At 63.5% G+C, this 17319-nt stretch carries 15 protein-coding genes; 14 read left to right on the top strand and 1 reads right to left on the bottom strand.

Annotated features, from left to right (window positions below; genetic code table 11):
- From ftsL to lpxC, 13 genes are all read left to right on the top strand, one after another.
- A complete protein-coding gene (ftsL, locus tag QMG46_RS23510; protein ID WP_281852964.1) occupies positions 1–264 on the top strand; it encodes a cell division protein FtsL in 264 nt (87 codons plus the stop codon).
- Entirely contained in the window at positions 261–2075 is a 1815-nt protein-coding gene (locus QMG46_RS23505; protein WP_281850331.1) for a peptidoglycan D,D-transpeptidase FtsI family protein, read from the top strand. Before ftsL ends, QMG46_RS23505 begins: the two co-directional genes overlap by 4 nt.
- Positions 2072–3547 (top strand): UDP-N-acetylmuramoyl-L-alanyl-D-glutamate--2,6-diaminopimelate ligase, encoded by a 1476-nt coding sequence (locus tag QMG46_RS23500; RefSeq protein ID WP_281850330.1) that lies wholly within the window; start codon positions 2072–2074, stop codon positions 3545–3547. The genes QMG46_RS23505 and QMG46_RS23500 overlap by 4 nt, the downstream gene beginning before the upstream one ends.
- A complete protein-coding gene (murF, locus tag QMG46_RS23495; protein ID WP_281850329.1) occupies positions 3544–4911 on the top strand; it encodes a UDP-N-acetylmuramoyl-tripeptide--D-alanyl-D-alanine ligase in 1368 nt (455 codons plus the stop codon). The genes QMG46_RS23500 and murF overlap by 4 nt, the downstream gene beginning before the upstream one ends.
- Positions 4901–6001: a phospho-N-acetylmuramoyl-pentapeptide-transferase gene (gene mraY, locus QMG46_RS23490; protein WP_281850328.1), complete on the top strand. Its 1101-nt coding sequence runs from the start codon at positions 4901–4903 to the stop codon at positions 5999–6001. The genes murF and mraY overlap by 11 nt, the downstream gene beginning before the upstream one ends.
- 2 nt (positions 6002–6003) lie before the next feature.
- Positions 6004–7260: a putative lipid II flippase FtsW gene (ftsW, locus tag QMG46_RS23485; protein ID WP_281850327.1), complete on the top strand. Its 1257-nt coding sequence runs from the start codon at positions 6004–6006 to the stop codon at positions 7258–7260.
- Positions 7257–8330: an undecaprenyldiphospho-muramoylpentapeptide beta-N-acetylglucosaminyltransferase gene (gene murG / locus QMG46_RS23480; protein ID WP_281850326.1), complete on the top strand. Its 1074-nt coding sequence runs from the start codon at positions 7257–7259 to the stop codon at positions 8328–8330. The genes ftsW and murG overlap by 4 nt, the downstream gene beginning before the upstream one ends.
- Positions 8327–9769, top strand: a complete 1443-nt coding sequence (gene murC / locus QMG46_RS23475; RefSeq protein ID WP_281850325.1) for a UDP-N-acetylmuramate--L-alanine ligase — start codon at positions 8327–8329, stop codon at positions 9767–9769. Before murG ends, murC begins: the two co-directional genes overlap by 4 nt.
- Positions 9766–10722 carry a D-alanine--D-alanine ligase gene (locus tag QMG46_RS23470; RefSeq protein WP_281850324.1) on the top strand — a complete coding sequence of 319 codons (957 nt, stop codon included), beginning with the start codon at positions 9766–9768 and terminating at the stop codon, positions 10720–10722. Before murC ends, QMG46_RS23470 begins: the two co-directional genes overlap by 4 nt.
- A complete protein-coding gene (locus QMG46_RS23465) occupies positions 10719–11456 on the top strand; it encodes a cell division protein FtsQ/DivIB (protein ID WP_281850323.1) in 738 nt (245 codons plus the stop codon). The genes QMG46_RS23470 and QMG46_RS23465 overlap by 4 nt, the downstream gene beginning before the upstream one ends.
- Positions 11453–12685, top strand: coding sequence for a cell division protein FtsA (gene ftsA, locus QMG46_RS23460; RefSeq protein ID WP_281850322.1), 1233 nt, complete (start codon positions 11453–11455; stop codon positions 12683–12685). Before QMG46_RS23465 ends, ftsA begins: the two co-directional genes overlap by 4 nt.
- Before the next feature lie 128 nt (positions 12686–12813).
- Positions 12814–13998 (top strand): cell division protein FtsZ, encoded by a 1185-nt coding sequence (ftsZ, locus tag QMG46_RS23455; protein WP_281850321.1) that lies wholly within the window; start codon positions 12814–12816, stop codon positions 13996–13998.
- Between the two features lie 493 nt (positions 13999–14491).
- A complete protein-coding gene (gene lpxC, locus QMG46_RS23450) occupies positions 14492–15406 on the top strand; it encodes a UDP-3-O-acyl-N-acetylglucosamine deacetylase (protein WP_281850320.1) in 915 nt (304 codons plus the stop codon).
- A 390-nt stretch (positions 15407–15796) separates the two neighbouring features.
- On the opposite strand, the gene QMG46_RS23445 is transcribed toward lpxC, so the two are convergent.
- Positions 15797–16279, bottom strand: coding sequence for a DciA family protein (locus tag QMG46_RS23445; RefSeq protein WP_281850319.1), 483 nt, complete (start codon positions 16277–16279; stop codon positions 15797–15799).
- Positions 16280–16310: 31 nt separating this feature from the next.
- On the opposite strand from QMG46_RS23445, the gene QMG46_RS23440 reads away from it, so the two are divergent.
- Positions 16311–17240: a M23 family metallopeptidase gene (locus QMG46_RS23440; RefSeq protein WP_281850318.1), complete on the top strand. Its 930-nt coding sequence runs from the start codon at positions 16311–16313 to the stop codon at positions 17238–17240.
- The last annotated feature ends 79 nt before the right edge of the window (positions 17241–17319 follow it).

Here is a 17319-nt window from a genome sequence, read left to right as displayed (position 1 = left end):
ATCGGCGCAGCCCTCCTGCTGATCCTCCTGGTGGCCGTGCTTGCGAGCGCGATCACCGTGGTGTGGACGCAGCACGAGAGCCGCGTGCAGTTCATCGAGTTGTCACGCCTGCAGAACGAGCGCGACGAACTGAATATCGAGTACGGCAAGCTGGAGCTGGAGCAGGCGACCTGGGCCGAGCCCCGCCGCGTCGATAACGAGGCGCGGCAGAAACTGGGCATGCTCACGCCGCGGCCGCAGGACATTCAGTTGGTGACGCAATGAGCCGGCGCGATCACTCCGCGCCGACCGCGCGCCGCCAACAGAAGAGCGGGCCCAAAGTCCGCCGGCGCATGACCGCGGTGGTCGTGGTGCTGGGGCTGGCCTCGATGGGGCTGGTCGCCCGCGCCTTCGACCTGCAGGTCGTGCGCAAGCAGTTCTATCAGAACCAGGGCGACGCGCGTTTTCTGCGCGAGGTGCCGATCGCGGTGTCGCGTGGCACGATCTTCGACCGCAACGGCGAGCCGTTGGCGGTGTCGACGCCAGTGGTGTCGATCTGGGCCAATCCGTCCGAAGTGCTGGAGAACGAAGATCGCATTCCCGCGCTGGCCACGGCGCTGGGCATCAATGCGGGCGAGCTCAAGCAGTATCTGCTGCAACGCGCGGAACGCGAGTTCGTCTATCTGCGCCGTCAGCTCAGCCCCGACGCGGCACAAGTCGTGCTCGACTTGAACGTGCCGGGCGTGGCGGGGCAGCGCGAGTACCGCCGTTTCTATCCGTCCGGCGAAGTCACCTCGCATGTGCTGGGCTTCACCAATATCGAAGACCACGGCCAGGAAGGCCTGGAGCTGGCTTTCGACGACTGGTTGGCCGGCAAGCCGGGCGCCAAGCGGGTCATCAAGGATCGTCAGGGCCATATCGTCGAGGACGTCGAACAGGTCCGTGCGCCGCAGCCGGGCCGCAACCTGACCCTGAGCATCGACCGGCGCATTCAGTTCCTGGCCTATAACGAACTGAAGAACATGATCGACAAGTCGCAGTCGGACTCCGGCTCGGTCGTGATTCTCGACGTCAAGACTGGCGAAGTGCTGGCGATGGCGAACTGGCCGACCTACAACCCGAATGCCTTGCACAACAGCCAGCCGGGCGATCGCCGCAATCGCTCGATGACCGACTTGTTCGAGCCCGGCTCGACGGTCAAGCCGATCCTGATGACGGCGGCGCTTTCCAGCGGCAAGTACACGCCGAACAGCCCGCTGATCGATACCAATGGCGGCCACTGGTTCTATTACGGCCACGATATCCACGACACCCACAACTGGGGCGTGCTGACGCCGACCGGCGTGCTCACCAAGTCAAGCAACGTCGGCGCCGCGCATATCGCGACGCAGCTCGATACCAACCTGATGTACGACACCTATCGCGCATTCGGTTTCGGCAACAGCACCAATAGCGGCTTCCCGGGCGAAGCGGCCGGCCACATGAAGATCGGACGCGATTGGCGTCCGCTCGAAAAGGCGATTCTTGGCTATGGCTATGGCTTGAACGTCACGCCGCTGCAGTTGGCCAACGCGTACGCCACCATCGGCGACAACGGCATCATGCACTCGCCGACCTTCGTCAAGGGCGTCGATGGCGAAGCGCGCCAGATCGTGGCGCCGGAGATCGCGCAACAGGTCGTCAAGATGATGATCACCGTGACGCAGCCGGGCGGCACGGCGGCGCCTTATGCCTGGATCGCCAACTACACCGTCGCGGCCAAGACCGGTACGGCGCACAAGGCGTCTGCTGGCGGTTACTCGAAGAACAGTTACAGCGCCGCCTTCGCCGGTCTGGTGCCGGCATCGAATCCGCAGCTGGTCGGCATCGTGGTGATCGACAACCCGAAGAAGGGCAGCTATTACGGCGGCCTGGTATCCGGTCCGGTGTTTGCCAAGGTGATGGATGGCGCGTTGCGCCTGCTCAATATCCCACCCGACAACATCGGTCGCTGGTATGCCGGCGGACCTTTGCAGGGCAACAACGGCTTGGTTGGCAACAAGCCACCGGATGCGCCCAATATCGAGGAAGCGCCGGTCGAGGACGCGACGCCATGACGACACGCCGCCTCGACCAACTGCTCCGCGGCATCGCCGACACTGCCAGTGCCGGCGATATCGTCGTTTCGGGCCTCAATCTCGACTCGCGCCGCGTGCGCCCGGGCGATGCCTTCTTCGCGCTGCGTGGCACACGCGAACACGGCATCAAATTCGCGGCCATCGCGGTGCAGCGTGGTGCGCGCGTGGTGCTGGCCGAAGCCCCGGCTCCGAACGAGACCGCGCTGGACGTGCCGGTGCTGTGGATCGACAACCTGCACGGTCGCGTCGGCGACATCGCAGCGCGCTTCTTCGGCGAGCCGTCGGCTGCATTGAACGTCATCGGCGTGACCGGCACCAATGGCAAGACCTCCACCGTGCAACTCCTGGCGCATGCGCTGGAGCACCTGGGGCATCGCGCAGCCACCATCGGAACATTGGGTGCCGGCTTGCACGGTAACTTGCAGGCCGGCGAACGCACCACGCCCGACGCGATCGAGGTGCAGGGTCTGCTGGCCGAGTTCCGCGCCGAAGGTGCGACGCATGTGGCGATGGAAGTGTCGTCGCACGCACTGGAGCAGGGTCGCGTGGGTGCGGTGAAGTTCGATATCGCCGCGTTCACCAATCTCACGCGCGATCACCTCGACTATCACGGCAGCATGGAAGCCTACGGTGCGGCCAAGGCCAAGCTGTTCGCGTGGCCGAGCCTGCATGCCGCGGTAATCAACATCGACGACGCTTTTGGCCGCGAGCTCGCCGCGCGGCTGCCTGCAAGCGCACGTGCATTGCGCTACAGCGCAGCCGGTGACGAGCAGGCGGACATCGCCGCGACGGCGATAACGACCTCGTCCGAAGGCTTGAACTTCGTATTGCGCACGCCATGGGGCGAACGACCGGTAAGCAGCCGCCTGCTGGGTCGCTTCAACGTCGCCAATCTATTGACCGTGGTCGGTTGCCTGGGCGCGCTTGGCGAGCCTTTTGAAAGCATCGTCGAGGCGGTCGAGGCAATGGAGCCGGTCAACGGCCGCATGAACCGCCTCGGCGGTTTCGGCAACGAACCGCTGGTGGTGGTCGACTACGCGCACACCCCCGATGCGCTGGAGCAGGCGTTGACGGCGTTGCGTGCGCATTGCGCCGGCCAGTTGATCTGCGTGTTCGGCTGCGGCGGCGATCGCGACGCCGGCAAGCGTCCGGTCATGGGTGAAATTGCCGAGCGTCTGGCCGACAGCATCGTCGTGACCGACGATAACCCGCGTAGCGAAGACGGCGACGTCATCGTCGCGCAGATCGTCGCCGGCCTCAGCCGGCCTGGGCTGGCGAAAGTCGAGCGCGACCGCGCGGCTGCGATTCGCTGGGCGGTAACCCGGGCCAAGCCGGGCGATGTCGTGCTGGTCGCCGGCAAGGGCCATGAAGCCTATCAGGAGAGCGCTGCGGGCAAGCGGCCTTTCGACGATTTTGCGGTCGCACGTGCGGCGCTGGAGGTACGCGCATGATGCGGGCGACGATGATTGCTTTGTGGACACACGGCCAGCTGATGGGTGCCGACATCGATGTCGGTGATGTCAGCATCGATACGCGCAAGATCAAACCGGGCGACTTGTTCGTTGCGATCAAGGGCGAGCGCGTGGACGGCCACGACTTTGTTGCCCAGGCGGCAGCGAGTGGTGCGGCCGCGGCGCTGGTAACGCGCAAGGTCGACGCGCCGATCGCGCAGATCGTCGTCGACGATACCGAGTTGGCGCTGGGTGACCTGGCCAGCGCGGTGCGGGCGCAAAGTAATGTGCAGGTGGTCGGTATCACCGGCTCGAACGGCAAGACCACGGTGAAGACCCTGGTGGCCTCGATCCTGTCGCGCCATGGCCGCACGCATGTCAACGCGGGTAACTACAACAACGAGCTCGGCCTGCCGCTGACCCTGCTGGCGATGCCGGCCGATACGCAGTACGCCGTGCTGGAAATGGGCGCGGGCAAGCCGGGTGACATCGCCTATCTTGCTGCCATCGCACGGCCCGATATCGGCCTCGTCAATACCATCGCGCCCGCGCATCTTGAGCGCATGGGTAGCGTGGAAGGCGTCGCCGAAACCAAGGGCGCGCTGTATCAGGCGTTGCCGGTCGACGGCGTGGCGGTAATCAATGCGGATGACGCGTTCGCCAGCTTCTTCGGCGGCCTGGCCGGCTCGCGCCGCCAGTTGCGCTTTGCGCTGGATCACAAGGCCGATATCGGCGCCGACATCGTCGAGCTCGGCGTCGACGGCTCGCGCTTCGTCTTGAGTACCCCGGTCGGCGATGCCGAAGTGGATTTGCCGTTGCCCGGACGCCACAACGTCGGCAACGCGATGGCCGCCGCGGCGATCGCGCTGGCGCTCAACGTTCCGCTCGACACGATCGTCACCGGGCTGGAACAGGTGCCGGCGATCGCCGGTCGCTTGCGCGCCGAGACGATGGCGGCCGGCTGGGTGCTGATCGACGACAGCTATAACGCGAACCCCGGTTCGGTCGGTGCCGCCATCGACACATTGGCGCTGGCACAGGGCGAACGCTGGCTGGTACTTGGTGACATGGCGGAGCTCGGCCCCAACGCGCGCGCCATGCATGCAGGCATCGGCGAGCGGGCAAAGAAGCAGGGTATCGACCGCCTGTTTGCGGTCGGGCCACTCAGCGCGGCGGCAGTAGAAGCCTTTGGCGAACGCGGCGCGCACTACACGGATAAGCAGGCATTGGCAAAGGCATTGAACGAACAGTTGCACGGTGGCGTCACGCTGCTGATCAAGGGGTCGCGCTCGGCCGGCATGGAACAGGTCGTTGCCGCCTTGCGCAACGACAAGCACACGGGAGGAGCCTCCGATGCTGCCTGAACTGGCCGAATGGATGGCGAAGTACTTCACTGCGCTGCATCTGTTCCAGTACATCACCTTCCGCACCATCGCCGCGGCGCTGACGTCGTTGTCGATGTCGTTGTTGATGGGCCCGTGGTTGATCCGCAAGCTGGCCGCCTTGAAGGCGGGACAGGTCGTGCGCAAGGACGGTCCGCAGACGCATCTGTCCAAGGCCGGTACGCCGACCATGGGCGGCGTGATGATCCTGCTGTCGGTTGCTGTGGCCACCTTGCTGTGGACCGATCTGCACAATCGCTATGTGTGGGTGGTGCTGGCGGTGCTGCTGTGCTTCGGTGCGATCGGTTTCTACGACGATTACAAGAAGCTGGTACTCAAGGACAGCCGTGGTCTGGCCAGTCGCTGGAAGTATTTCTGGCAGTCGGTGTTCGGCCTGGGCGCCGCGCTGGTTCTTTACTACACCGCCCCGCATGCGATCGGCGCGCAGCCGGCAGCCGAGACGGCGCTGTTTCTGCCCTTGTTCAAGCAGGTGGCCTTGCCGCTTGGCTTGTTCTTCGTGGTGATCGCCTATTTCATGATCGTCGGCTTTTCCAACGCGGTGAATCTTACCGACGGTCTGGACGGCCTTGCGATCATGCCGTCGGTGCTGGTGGCCGGCGCGCTGGGTGCGTTCGCCTATCTTTCGGGCAACGCTGAGTTTTCGCGTCACTTGCTGATTCCGGTCATTCCGGGTGCGGGCGAGCTGGCGATTTTCTGCGCCGCACTGGCAGGTGCCGGATTGGGCTTCCTCTGGTTCAACACGTATCCGGCGCAAGTGTTCATGGGCGACGTCGGTGCGCTGGCGATCGGTGCTGCGCTTGGTTGCGTTGCGGTGATCGTGCGCCAGGAGATCGTGCTGATCGTGATGGGCGGCGTGTTCGTGATGGAAACGCTGTCGGTGATGATGCAGGTGGCGAGCTTCAAGCTCACCGGCAAACGTATTTTCCGCATGGCGCCGATCCATCACCACTTCGAGCTCAAGGGCTGGCCCGAGCCGCGGGTGATCGTGCGTTTCTGGATCATCAGCGTGGTGCTGGTGTTGATCGGCTTGGCAACCTTGAAGGTGCGCTGACGATGATCTTCGACGCAACCCAGGCAAAACGGCGGCAAGGACCGCGCGGCAAGTTCGACATGCCGCTGCTGGTCGCGCTCGTCGGTCTGGCGAGCCTCGGGCTGGTCATGGTCACCTCCAGCTCGATCGCGGTCGCCGCCGCGAACTCGAACCTGGGCGAGTTCTACTTCCTCAAGAAGCACCTGCTGTTTCTTGCGCTGGGTTTCGTGGTGGCAGGCGTGGCCATGCGCACGGAACTGAAGTTCCTGGAGAAGAACGCGTTCCTGCTGATGCTGCTTGCCTTCAGCCTGCTGCTTGCGGTGTTTCTCCCGTTCCTCGGGATGAAGCTCAATGGCGCGCATCGCTGGTTGAACCTGGTGGTGACCAGTTTTCAGCCGGTGGAAGCGGTCAAGCTGATTCTGGTGATCTATATCTCCAGCTACCTGGTGCGTCACCGTGAAAGCGTCGAGACGCGCTTCATGGGCTTGTTCAAGCCGTTGCTGGTCGCGGGCCTGTTCGTCTTGCTGCTGCTGGCGCAGCCGGACTTCGGTTCGGCCACGCTGATGATCGGCGTGGCGATCGCGATGGTATGGCTGGGCGGCGCGCGGCCGATCTTCCTGTTCGGCATGGGTCTGCCGCTGATGCCGTTGCTGGCGATCGCGGCAACCAGCGAGGCGTATCGCATGAAGCGCCTCACTTCGTTCATGGATCCGTGGAAGGATCCGTTCAACGACGGATTCCAGCTGACCCAGTCGCTGATGGCGATCGGCCGCGGCGAGTGGACCGGCGTGGGCTTGGGGCAAAGCGTGTTGAAGCTGTCCTATCTGCCCGAAGCGCATACCGACTTTATCTTTGCGGTGATCTCCGAAGAACTGGGTCTGGCCGGCATTCTCTGCGTCATGGGCCTGTTCTCAATGGTCGTGTGGCGCGGCCTGTCGATGGGCATCAAGGGTGTCGAGCTGGGCCAGCGTTTCGCCGGCTATGTCGCCTTTGGCATTTCGTTGATGATCGGCTTGCAGACGATGGTGTCGATCGGCGTCAACCTGGGCGCGCTGCCGACCAAGGGCCTGACGCTGCCGTTGATCAGCTACGGTGGCTCGTCGATCGTGCTGACCTGCGCGATGGCCGGTGTGTTGTTGCGTGCGACGTATGAAATCAACCGCGCACTCGATGCGCGTCAGATGGCTACACGCATGCCGGCGACAGCCGTGCCCGATGCGAAGGCGGCAGCGGCAGACGCGGCAGTGGCGACACCCGTACGCGAGGCGGTGGGCGCATGACGGCCAACGCACCCGTACTGATCATGGCCGGCGGTACCGGCGGCCACATTTTCCCCGGCCTTGCGGTGGCCGAAGCGCTGCGCGTGCAGGGCGTGCCCGTCGTGTGGCTGGGCGCCGATGGCGGCATGGAAACACGCGTAGTGCCGACGCATGGCATCACGCTCTATACCGTGCCGGTAGGCGGCTTGCGCGGCAAAGGCCTGAAGACGCGCGTGCTGGCGCCGTTGATGCTGGCGCGTGCCTTGCTCGCATCGTTGTCCGTGCTGCGACGGGTAAAGCCGCGCAGCGTGCTGTCGATGGGTGGTTACGTGGCAGGTCCCGGCGGCGTCGCCGCACGCCTGAGCGGCCGTCCGTTGCTGGTGCACGAACAGAACCGCGTTGCCGGTTATACCAATCGCAAGCTGGCCGGCTATGCGCGTCGCGTACTGGCCGGTTTCGCCGATGCCTTGCCGAACGCCGAATGGGTGGGCAACCCGGTGCGTGCGGCGATCGGCGCGTTGCCGGCGCCTGCCGAACGTATGGCCGGCCGCAGCGGTCGCCCGCGTTTGCTGGTGTTGGGCGGCAGCCTTGGGGCACGCGCCTTGAACACGGTGTTGCCGCAAGCGCTCGCACAACTGGCGCCGGCGCAGCGCCCCGAAGTGCTGCATCAGTGCGGCAATCGCGGTATCGACGAAGCGCGCGAAGCCTATGCCAAGGCCGGGGTGGACGCGCAGATCGTGCCGTTTATCGAAGACATGGCCGGCACGTATGCATGGGCGGATCTGGCCGTATGCCGCGCCGGCGCCTTGACCCTGGCCGAACTGACCGCCGCCGGACTCGGCGCGGTGCTCGTGCCGTTTCCGCACGCGGTGGACGACCACCAGACCCGCAACGCTGAGGCGCTGGTCGCCGCGGGTGCGGCCGAATTGATTCAGGAGCGCGATCTGGACGTACAGGCTTTGGCGCAGCGCATTGAAGCGCTGCTGGACAACCGCGGCAAGTTGATCGCGATGGCGCAAGCCGCGCGTACGCTGGCCAAGCCCGATGCCGCGCAGGTGATCGCGCGCGCCTGCATGGAGGTGGCCGCATGACGCCGCGTCGCCTGCATGCTCACGAAGAACTGATGTCCACGTTCCAGCGGGTACACTTCATCGGCATCGGCGGCGTGGGCATGAGCGGCATTGCCGAAGTGCTGCATAACCTCGGTTATGCCGTATCCGGTTCGGATCGTTCCAATTCGCCGACCGCGCAGCGTCTGCAGAACCTCGGCATCACCGTTCATGTCGGTCACGCCGCGGAACATATCGGCGATGCCGACGTTGTCGTGACGTCCAGCGCCATTCGCCAGGACAACCCCGAGTTGGTCGCCGCACGCGCCGGGCGCATTCCAGTGGTGCCGCGTGCGGAGATGCTCGGCGAGCTGATGCGTTTCCGTCGCGGCATCGCCATCGCCGGAACGCACGGCAAGACCACCACGACCAGCCTGGCCGCCAGCGTGCTGGCCGAGGCCGACTACGATCCGACCTTCGTGATCGGCGGCCAGTTGAATGCCGCCGGCGCGAATGCGCGCCTGGGCACGGGCCAGTACATCGTGGCCGAGGCGGACGAGTCCGATGGCTCGTTCCTGCTGCTATCGCCGGTGATCGCGGTGGTCACGAACATCGACGCCGACCATCTGGAGAACTACGGCGGCGATTTCGCCCAGGTGAAGAAAGCCTTCGGCGATTTTCTGCATCGCCTGCCGTTCTATGGCCTGGCCGTGCTCTGCGTCGACGACCCGGAAGTGGCCGAGCTGGCCAAGCACACCACACGTCGCGTCATGACCTACGGCATCGACACGCCCGATGCGGATGTGCGCGCGTCGAACCTGTCGCAGAGCGGCTTCGAGATGCATTTTGACCTGCACCTGCCGGGTCGCGAGGGCAGCCTGCCGGTGACGCTCAATCTGCCGGGCCGTCACAACGTGCTCAACGCGTTGGCCGCGGCAAGCATCGGCTGGCAGCTCGGCGTGGAAGCCGAAGCGATTGCGCACGCACTCGCCGGTTTCCAGGGCGTGGGCCGTCGTTTCCATCGACGCGGCGAGATCGCGCTGGACAAGGGCAGCGCTCTGCTGGTCGACGACTACGGTCACCATCCGCGCGAACTTGCGGCGGTATTTTCCGCTGCGCGCGGTGGCTGGCCGGATCGTCGCCTGGTGGTGGCATTCCAGCCGCATCGCTATAGCCGTACCCGCGATCTGCTCGATGATTTTGCCAACGTGCTGGCCGATGCCGACGTGCTGGTGTTGACCGATGTCTATCCGGCCGGCGAAGCGCCGATTGCCGGTGCCGACGGTCGCGCACTTGCTCGTGCGGTGCGCGCGCGTGGCAAGGTCGATCCGGTGCTGATCGAACATCCGCGCGAATTTTCCGAAACCCTGCCCACGCTGTTGCGCGACGGCGATCTGCTGTTGCTGCTTGGCGCGGGCGATATCGGTTCGGCCGCAGTGGAGCTGGCCAATGCCGGGCATTTGAGGACCAAGAAGTCATGAAGACGATCAACGATCCCGCCCAGTTCGGTCGCGTCGCCGTAGTGATGGGCGGCAGCTCGGCCGAGCGCGAGGTATCGCTGGATTCGGGTCGCGGCGTGCTGACCGCGCTCAAGGCACGCGGCGTCGACGCGCACGCGATCGACGGTATTCCGGCCCTGCTGGATGCCGTGCGTGCCGGTCATTTCGCGCGCGTGTTCAATATCCTGCACGGCGGCGGCGGCGAGAACGGCGAGTTGCAAGGCGCCTTGCAGTCGCTGCGCGTACCGTTCACCGGTTCGGGCGTGCTCGGCTCGGCGCTGTCGCTGGACAAGATCCGCGCCAAGCAGGTGTGGCTGTCGATGGGTTTGCCGACGCCGCGCTACAAGGCGTTGCCGCGCGGTGCCGATGTGCATGCTGCGGCGCGCGAAGTGGGCTTTCCGTTGATCGTCAAACCCGCCTGGGAAGGTTCCAGCGTCGGTGTCACGCGCGTTTTCAAAGCGGAAGACCTCGATGCGGCCGTCGAGCTGGCGCAACGTTATCCCGGCGACATGCTGATGGAGACCCTGATCGAGGGCGACGCACGCGAAGGCGGTGAGTTCACCGTCGGTGTGCTCGGTCGCGATGTCCTGCCAACGATCAAGATCGTGCCCAAGGGCGAGTACTACGACTACAACGCCAAATACATCGCCGAAGACACGCAGTACATCTGCCCGGGTCTCGACGGTTCGGCGGAGCAGGAAATGCGCGAGCTCGCGCTGACCGCGTTCGATGCGCTGGCCTGCTCCGGCTGGGGACGCGTAGACGTGATGCGCGACAAGCATGGCAAGAACTGGTTGCTGGAAGTGAACACCGCGCCCGGCATGACCTCGCATTCGCTGGTACCCAAGGCCGCCAAGGTCGTCGGTATCGACTACGAGACGCTGTGCTGGCGCGTGTTGGAAACCAGTTTCGATCGCGACGGAGGTAACGCGTGAGGGGAGCAGTCCGCCTCGTTGCCTGGTGCCTTGCGCTTGCGCTGGTCGCGCTGCCGATCGTCGGCGTCCTGCGCGGCTGGTTTGCAGTGAATCGTTGGCCGGTGACGGAGTTGACCGTGCAGGCCGAGTTCAAGCACCTGACGCCCGAGCAGATTCGCACTGCCGTATTGCCGAGTCTCGGCAAGGGCTTCTTTGCGCTGGACCTGGATGCCGTGCAGCGCTCGATCGAGGCGATGCCCTGGGTCGAGTCGGTGGAAGTGCGCAAGCACTGGCCCGATACGCTGCTGCTGCGCATCTATGAGCGCCAGCCCTTCGCCAAGTGGAACGAGGGCAAGCTGATCAGTCGCCAGGGCATGGTGTTCGACGCACCCGATGCCGCCGCCAGCGCAAACCTGCCGGATCTGCACGGCCCCGACGCACGCTTGGCCGAGGTGGTGAGCTTCTACGCGGAAACGCAAAAAGCCTTCACCAACACCAAATTGAAAATCACCGGCGTCGCGCTTACCGAGCGCGGCAGCTGGAGCCTGACCACATCGACCGGCGCACAGATCGTCGTCGGCGATCGGGATCAGGCGGGCCGGCGCTTGCGCCGCTTTCTCGACGTCTACCCACAGCTGATGGCAGGCCACACCGATGGCTTTGCCTACGCCGATCTTCGCTATACCAACGGATTCGCCGTGCGATGGCCTTCGCAGGCGCCTGCCGTCAATGCTGGAGGCACGCCCCGCACATGAAACCCAGGAACGATAAGCAACTCGTCGTCGGCCTCGATATCGGCACCTCGAAAGTGGTGGCGATCGTCGGCGAGTACGAACCGGGTGAACCGATCGAGGTGATCGGTATCGGCACGCACGTGTCGCGCGGCTTGAAGCGCGGCTCGGTGGTCGATATCGAATCGACCGTGCATTCGATCCAGCGGGCGGTCGAAGAGGCCGAGCTGATGGCCGGCTGCGATATCCGCTCGGTCTACGCATCGATTTCCGGCAGCCATCTGGAAACCAGGAACTCGCACGGCACCGCACCGATCCGCGACCGCGAAGTGACTCCCAGCGATCTGGATCAGGTACTCGAAGCGGCCAGCGCTGTGGCGATCCCGGCCGATCGCAAGGTCCTCTATAAGGAGTCGCAGGAATATCGCATCGACGGCCAGGACGGCATTCGCTCGCCGGTCGGCATGAGCGGCGTGCGTCTGGAAGCCAGTGTGCATCTGGTCACCGGTGCCGCGGCGGCCGTGCAGAACATCAGCAAGTGCATCCAGCGTTGCGGTTTGTCGGTCGACGAACTGGTGCCGTCGTCGGTGGCCAGTGCGAAGTCGGTGTTGACCGACGACGAACGCGAGCTGGGCGTGTGCCTGGTGGATATCGGTGCGGGCACCACGGACATTGCGATCTATACGCAAGGTTCGATCCGCTACACCAAGTCGTTGCCGGTCGGCGGCGATCAGGTCACCAACGATATTGCTTATGGCGTGCATACACCGACTGCACACGCCGAAGAAATCAAAATCAAATACGCCTGCGCTCTGGCGCAGCTTGCCCATGCTGAAGAGACCATCCAGGTCCCCAGCGTAGGCGATCGTCCGCCGCGTCGCCTGGCTCGCCAGTCGCTCGCGCAAAGCGTGCAGGCGCGTTACGAAGAAATCTTCGAAATGGTGCAGGACGAGCTGCGTCGCTCGGGCTACGAAAGCCTGGTTGCCGCGGGCGTGGTGCTCACCGGTGGCGCTTCGCGCATGGAAGGTGCGCTGGAGCTGGCCGAAGAGATCTTCCACAAGATGGTTCGCATCGGTGTGCCGCAGCATGTCAGCGGCCTCGGTGAAGTCGTCGCCAATCCGTTGCATTCCACCGGCGTGGGCCTGCTGTTGCATGGCGCGCGCGCAGGCGGCATGCGCTCGGGCGGACCGGTAGGCGGCAGCATGGGCGGTCTGGTCGAACGCCTGCGCGGTTGGCTGGCAAAGAATTTCTAGTTTTGGAAATCCGACGGCGCGGGATGCGCTGTCCTGGGCACAGGGAAAAAGCCCGACACCACGGACCGGCAGGAGGTGTCGTAGCCGTGGTTACAACGACAATGATGCGTCTCTACGGAGGACGGGAAATGTTTGAACTGATCGAAAAACTCGCACCTAACGCAGTTATCAAGGTCATCGGCGTGGGCGGTGGCGGCGGCAATGCCGTGGCACACATGCTCAATGCCAATATCGAAGGCGTCGAATTCGTCGTCGCCAACACTGATGCGCAGGCGATGAAGAGCTGCGGCTCGCGCACGCACCTGCAGCTGGGCGGCAACGTCACCAAGGGTCTTGGTGCCGGCGCCAACCCGGAAGTGGGTCGTCAGGCCGCACTGGAAGATCGCGAGCGCATCGAGGAAATGCTCGAAGGCGCGGACATGGTCTTCATCACCGCCGGCATGGGTGGCGGTACCGGCACCGGTGCGGCGCCGGTTGTCGCACAGCTGGCGAAAGAGAAGGGCATCCTCACCGTCGCGGTGGTGACCAAGCCGTTCCCGTTCGAAGGCCGTCGCCGCATGCAGGTCGCCCTGAAGGGTATTGAAGACCTGTCGCAGCACGTCGATTCGTTGATCACCGTGCCGAACGAAAAGCTGCTCTCGGTGCTGGGTCGCGAAGTGACCCTGCTCAATGCCTTCAAGGCAGCCAATGACGTACTGCAGGGTGCGGTGCAGGGTATCGCCGACCTGATCACGGCCCCGGGCCTGATCAACGTCGACTTTGCCGACGTGCGTACCGTGATGTCCGAAATGGGCATGGCGATGATGGGCTCGGGCACCGCTCGTGGTGACGATCGCGCCCAGGCGGCCGCCGAAGCGGCGATCAACAACCCGCTGCTGGAAGACGTGAACCTCAACGGTGCCTGCGGCATCCTGGTGAACGTCACCGCCGGTCCGAACCTGACGATGCGTGAGTTCGACGAGATCGGCCGCGTGATCCACGACTTCGCCAGCGAAGACGCCACCGTCGTGATCGGTACCTCGCTCGATCCGGAAATGCAGGACGACGTCCGCGTCACCGTGGTGGCCACCGGCCTGAACCGTGCTGCCGCCGCCCGCCAGCCGGGTCGCCATCAGGCGCCTCAGCAGGTGGAAATGCGCCAGCGTCCGCGCCCGGTCGTGCTGCGTACCGGTACCGGCAACGAAGTGGTCGACTACGCTCAACCGGAAACGGTGGCCAACAATGTCCGCACCGAGTCGGCGCCGGCCAAGAGTGCCGATCCGAGCTTCGACTACCTGGACATCCCGGCCTTCCTGCGTCGTCAGGCCGATTGAAGTCTGGGCACCGAGAAATACTGAGGTAAAAAAATCTTAGAAAAAAGTGAACAAAAGCTCGAACTGACTGTCAGTAACCTGTCGTGACGGGTGTCGGGGCTTTCCCCGCGCCCGCGCCGACTCTCCTTGTGAGGGTTGGTCAGGGTCCGCTGACGCAGCTTTGAAAGAAGCGATTTCATCCAGTTGTTAGGTGAACGCTTTCCCAGACTGTGCGTTTTCGGATGACGCATGATGAGCGGCGTACGGATTACGACCGCTGAATCCGACCCCTTTGCTGGACTTTCCCGTCCCGGCACAGGGGTCGAGTCGATTTTTAATCCATTGATGGAATTGAGGTTTTTGTCTGTTTGGCGCTGAATGACTTTCATTCACAGATGAAAGGAGTATGAAAGCGCGAACAGACTGTACGGTACGGTTTGCTATTTTATAGGTTAAGACTGTGTTAGCATCCGTACCCTGTTGGCTGCTGCCCCTATAGCTAGGTACTTAAAAAATGATCAAGCAGCGTACGCTCAAGAACATCATTCGCGCCACTGGCGTCGGTCTGCATACCGGCGACAAGGTGTACATGACGCTCCGCCCCGCCGCACCGAACACTGGCATTGTTTTCCGTCGCACGGATCTTTCGCCGCCTGTTGATATCGCCGCGCGTCCCGACAAAGTCGGTGATACGCGTCTGTCGACCACGTTGGTCAATGGCGACGTCCGCGTGTCCACCGTGGAGCATCTGCTCTCGGCGATGGCGGGTCTGGGCATCGACAATGCCTACGTCGATCTGTCGGCACCTGAAGTGCCGATCATGGACGGCAGTGCCGGTCCGTTCGTTTTCCTGCTGCAATCGGCTGGCATCGAAGAGCAGCCTGTTGCCAAGCGCTTTATCCGCATCAAGAAGCCGATCAAGGTGCAGGAAGGCGACAAATGGGCCAGTTTTGAGCCGTTTGAGGGCTTCAAGGTCGGCTTCTCGATCGAGTTCAATCACCCGATCATCAGCAAGCGCACCTCGCGCGCCGAGATCGACTTCTCGACGACGTCCTTCGTGAAGGAAGTCAGCCGCGCACGTACGTTCGGTTTCATGCGCGACATCGAAATGCTGCGCGAACACAATCTCGCACTCGGCGGTTCGATGGATAACGCCGTGGTGCTGGACGACTATCGCGTGCTCAACGAAGACGGTCTTCGCTACGAAGACGAATTCGTCAAGCACAAGATCCTCGACGCGATCGGCGATCTGTATCTGTTGGGTCACAGTCTGATCGGTGCGTACTACGCACACAAATCCGGTCATGAACTCAACAACAAGCTGCTGCGCACATTGATGGCCGACGCTTCCGCCTGGGAAGAAGTCAGCTATCAGGACGATCCGGCGACGTCGCCGATCTCCTACGCGCATCCGGCTCAGGCGATCTGATTCGCCCTGGCATCTGACACAGCGGCTCCGGCTACAACAAGAAAGGCCGCGCCTCTGAGCGCGGCCTTTTCTATTTGGGGAGCGCTAACTGTCTGATGCTACAAAAAATAACAAACGGACGTATGGTTTTGCGTGTGCGGAGCGATTGAAGTCTCCCTCCGAAAATCCGTTTGTCTCAAGGTGGGTTGAGCCGTCTGGAAAGCGTTCCGCATTGGCGCGACTTTTTCCTTTTGTGATATACCTCGCCCTTTCGCACGGCCGCGGTTCACGTACCGATGACATCGCCACTTGGTCAACGGGGTTCGCGTGGTATAAACCTCCCTCGCCACCGGGGGTGGCTGGTCGAATCGGCGCGGGAGCGCCGCGTGTCGGAACGAGCCGGGATGTCGGCTAGGGGGTTCCGCCGGTCCGGGAAGCAGAAATATCGGCGACGGACGCCAGTTCCAGGAACAGTTCCCGTAATTCGGGGTCAGAAGTTGATGCTGCGGCAGCCTTCAGGTGATTGGCGGCGGCAGCGGAAAGCGGTTTTGTCCGGTCCGGCTCGGTTTGAGTTGGCGGAAGGGGGGCCACTTTCACGGTAACCAAGTTGGCGTGCACGCCTAGGGCGTGTGCGGCTGAGAGTATCTGCGCCTGAGAAAGACGCAGTCTCGACGCCCAGGCCGGCGAGGGGGCCAAAAAAACAAGGCGGCCGTCGCGCAGGTTGGCGAAACGAACCTGCTCGCGGAGCGGTGACGGCAACGTCTGGCGCAGTGCACGATCCAGCGCCTCCAGCTCGCCGGCTCTCTTTGCGAGAGCCGCGACAGGGCCAAATTCGGTCACGGACTTGGGTCCGCGGCTGACAGGGCCGGAGGAAGGTGGGTCGTTGCGCTGCATGTGATGCCGACATCTCGGATGTGGAAATTCAATGCAAATCATACTTGTATCACGCACCAAGAAGGTGCCGAAAACTTTGGATCTGGCTGATCGGCGCCTGCGCTATCGGCTATTGGGTGTAGCAGTCGGGGCCGTCGTGGGTTGTGCGGGTTTCGGTGCGCTGGTGGCCTTGGCGCTGGCAAGTCCCCGTGATGGAGCGATTGCCGAAATCGGTCAGCTGCACAAGCAGGTTGCCCAGCAGAATGCTCAGCTGGCCGACGTACGCAAAGACGCGCAGCGTGAAGTCGACGCCCTGGCCATCAAGCTTGGTCAGCTGCAAGCTCAGTCCACTCGGCTCAATGCCCTGGGCGAGCGCCTTACCCAGGTGGGCAAGCTGGACGACGGCGAATTCAATTTCGATGAACAACCGCCGGTCGGTGGCGTCGAAGATACTTCCGACAGTCCCTATGCGTTGCCGCAGACGCTGGACAAGAGCATCGACGTATTGGCCAAACAGTTCGATCGCCAGCAAGCCCAGCTTTCGGCGCTGCAGAGCTTCCTGCTCGACGCCAAGATCGAATCCAATCTCAAGCCGACTGGCATGCCGCTCGACGGCTATATCTCCTCCTATTTCGGTGGCCGCCCCGATCCGTTCAGCGGGCATGCCGCTCATCACACCGGCATCGACATCGCAGCCCCCACCGGCACGCCGGTGCAGGCCGTGGCCGAGGGCATGGTCACCTACGCCGGTATTCGCAATGGCTATGGCAACGTGGTGGAGATCGACCATGGCAACGGCTATATGACCCGCTATGCGCACAATAGCCAGCTTGAAGTTCATCCGGGTCAGCGCGTGCATATCGGTGATGTCATCGCGAAGGCCGGCTCGACCGGGCGTTCCACTGGCTCGCACCTGCATTTCGAGGTCTGGTACGACGGGCGGGTAGTCAATCCGCTGGCGTACGTAAAAAGTCACCGATAAGTAGTGACAGGCCACTGCGCGGCCTGAAAGGGGAGGAGCGGAAGGCCTGCATCAGGTACTTTGCTCTTCCCCTTATTTT

The sequence above is a fragment of the Dyella sp. GSA-30 genome (assembly GCF_027924605.1).
Classification (GTDB): domain Bacteria; phylum Pseudomonadota; class Gammaproteobacteria; order Xanthomonadales; family Rhodanobacteraceae; genus GSA-30.
The sequence above is the reverse complement of the archived record's forward strand: the minus strand, read 5'-3'. Positions and strand labels throughout refer to the sequence as shown.